At 49.6% G+C, this 3,048-nt stretch carries 2 tRNA genes and 2 rRNA genes; all 4 read right to left on the minus strand.

Annotated elements, in window-relative coordinates:
* Positions 1-652, minus strand: a 23S ribosomal RNA gene (locus MJ764_RS11235); the annotation flags it as partial.
* Positions 653-1,005: 353 nt separating this feature from the next.
* A tRNA-Ala gene (locus MJ764_RS11240) sits at positions 1,006-1,081 on the minus strand.
* A 15-nt stretch (positions 1,082-1,096) separates the two neighbouring features.
* A tRNA-Ile gene (locus tag MJ764_RS11245) sits at positions 1,097-1,173 on the minus strand.
* Positions 1,174-1,250: 77 nt separating this feature from the next.
* A 16S ribosomal RNA gene (locus MJ764_RS11250) occupies positions 1,251-2,789 on the minus strand.
* Between the last annotated feature and the right edge of the window lie 259 nt (positions 2,790-3,048).

Raw genomic sequence — 3,048 nt, forward strand, 5'->3', positions numbered from 1 at the left:
TCGCCCTATTAAGACTCGGTTTCCCTACGCCTCCCCTAATCGGTTAAGCTCGCTACTGAATGTAAGTCGTTGACCCATTATACAAAAGGTACGCAGTCACGGATTTATCCGCTCCCACTGTTTGTATGCATCAGGTTTCAGGTTCTATTTCACTCCCCTCCCGGGGTTCTTTTCGCCTTTCCCTCACGGTACTGGTTCACTATCGGTCGATGATGAGTATTTAGCCTTGGAGGATGGTCCCCCCATCTTCAGACAGGATTTCGCGTGTCCCGCCCTACTTTACGTATACTTAGTACCACTACTGAAATTTCGAATACGGGGCTTTCACCCTCTTTGGCCAAGCTTCCCAGCTTGTTCTTCTATCTCAGTCGCTATCATATACAGGCTCTTACGCGTTCGCTCGCCACTACTTGCGCAATCTCGGTTGATTTCTTTTCCTCTGGGTACTTAGATGGTTCAGTTCTCCAGGTTCGCTTCTCTGCACCTATGGATTCAGTGCAGGATACCATGCTTATACATGGTGGGTTTCCCCATTCGGATATCGCGGGATCACAGCTCTATTGCCAGCTCCCCCACGCTTTTCGCAGGCTTACACGTCCTTCTTCGCCTATCATCGCCAAGGCATCCACCTGATGCACTTATTCACTTGACTCTATCATTTCAAGAACCTCTTGACTTCGCCATCTCCACCGTTGACTAGTGAATATGACTAAGGCCTCTACTCTCATAAAGCTTACTGCTTTGGTTGTCTGAACAACGCCTTTTGTCTTCGTTGTTCAGCGATACAATCATCACCCAATTCTTTCAGCACTTTCTTCTTCATCTGTCTCCAGATTCAGATTCCTGTGCCTCAATCTTTGTTTGTTGATTTCGGCTTTCCAATTTGTTAAAGATCGATGCGTTACTTCGCAAATTAAAGCCAGCTTCTACTTCGTCTGTACTCAGACTAAACTACCTTTAATTTCCAAAGTATCCTGAACCAACTTCCCTCTTCCTACAGAGTCGTGGTGGAGGCAAACGGGATCGAACCGATGACCCCCTGCTTGCAAAGCAGGTGCTCTACCAACTGAGCTATGCCCCCGCGTCCTTAAATATGTGGTGGGTCTGGGAGGACTTGAACCTCCGACCCCACGCTTATCAAGCGTGTGCTCTAACCAGCTGAGCTACAAACCCAGTTTATTCAGTCTCTTCTCGCATCTTTTCAGTTTACCGATAAGTGTGAATGCGAATCAGCCCCTTCTTTTCTCTAGAAAGGAGGTGATCCAGCCGCAGGTTCCCCTACGGCTACCTTGTTACGACTTCACCCCAGTCATGAAGCATACCGTGTTAAGCGACCTCCTTACGGTTAGTCTACCCAATTCTGGTATCCCCCACTCCCATGGTGTGACGGGCGGTGTGTACAAGACCCGGGAACGTATTCACCGCAGTATGCTGACCTGCGATTACTAGCGATTCCGACTTCATGCACTCGAGTTGCAGAGTGCAATCCGGACTACGATCGGCTTTCTGAGATTGGCTTCACCTCGCGGCTTCGCTACCCTCTGTACCGACCATTGTATGACGTGTGAAGCCCTGGTCATAAGGGCCATGAGGACTTGACGTCATCCCCACCTTCCTCCGGTTTGTCACCGGCAGTCTCATTAGAGTGCCCAACTTAATGATGGCAACTAATGACAAGGGTTGCGCTCGTTGCGGGACTTAACCCAACATCTCACGACACGAGCTGACGACAGCCATGCAGCACCTGTGTTACGGTTCCCGAAGGCACTCTCCTATCTCTAAGAGATTCCGTACATGTCAAGACCAGGTAAGGTTCTTCGCGTTGCATCGAATTAATCCACATCATCCACCGCTTGTGCGGGTCCCCGTCAATTCCTTTGAGTTTTAATCTTGCGACCGTACTCCCCAGGCGGACAATTTCACGCGTTAGCTTCGCTACTAAGGCATCTAGTACCCCAACAGCTAATTGTCATCGTTTAGGGCGTGGACTACCAGGGTATCTAATCCTGTTTGCTACCCACGCTTTCGAGCATGAACGTCAGTGTTATCCCAGGAGGCTGCCTTCGCCATCGGTATTCCTCCACATCTCTACGCATTTCACTGCTACACGTGGAATTCTACCTCCCTCTGACACACTCTAGTTACACAGTTTCAAATGCACGTCCCAAGTTGAGCTCGGGGATTTCACATCTGACTTATTTAACCGTCTGCGCTCGCTTTACGCCCAGTAATTCCGATTAACGCTCGCACCCTACGTATTACCGCGGCTGCTGGCACGTAGTTAGCCGGTGCTTATTCTTTAGGTACCGTCAGCACTAGATGGTATTAGCACCCAGCTTTTCTTCCCTAACAAAAGTCCTTTACAACCCGAAGGCCTTCTTCAGACACGCGGCATGGCTGGATCAGGGTTCCCCCCATTGTCCAAAATTCCCCACTGCTGCCTCCCGTAGGAGTTTGGGCCGTGTCTCAGTCCCAATGTGGCGGATCATCCTCTCAGACCCGCTATGGATCGTCGCCTTGGTAGGCCTTTACCCCACCAACTAGCTAATCCAACATCGGCCGCTCAAATAACGCGAGGTCCTTAGATCCCCCGCTTTCCCCCTCAGGGCGTATGCGGTATTAGCCATCCTTTCGGACAGTTATCCCCCATTACTCGGTACGTTCCGATGCATTACTCACCCGTTCGCCACTCGCCACCAGAGAGCAAGCTCTCCGTGCTGCCGTTCGACTTGCATGTGTAAAGCATGCCGCCAGCGTTCAATCTGAGCCAGGATCAAACTCTTATGTTTAATCTTAGCTTGTTGTAATCTCGAAGTTCCCTTCAAAATCACTGGTCTGCTTCAAAGTTATTGACAAGTATATGTCTATATATCTCGTCTCTCTGAATCAGTGTGAGGCCTTTTCGCACTCACACTTATCGGTAATCTGTTCTGTTAAAGAGCATTGCTTTCGACTGCGTTCTACTTTAAACTGTTTAGTTCGTTTCGTGTCGCGTCATCAGCGAAGAAGGCGAACTATACGCCTCACCTAAAACGCTGTCAACTACTT

The organism is Snodgrassella gandavensis, assembly GCF_914768025.1.
Taxonomy (GTDB): Bacteria; Pseudomonadota; Gammaproteobacteria; order Burkholderiales; family Neisseriaceae; genus Snodgrassella; species Snodgrassella gandavensis.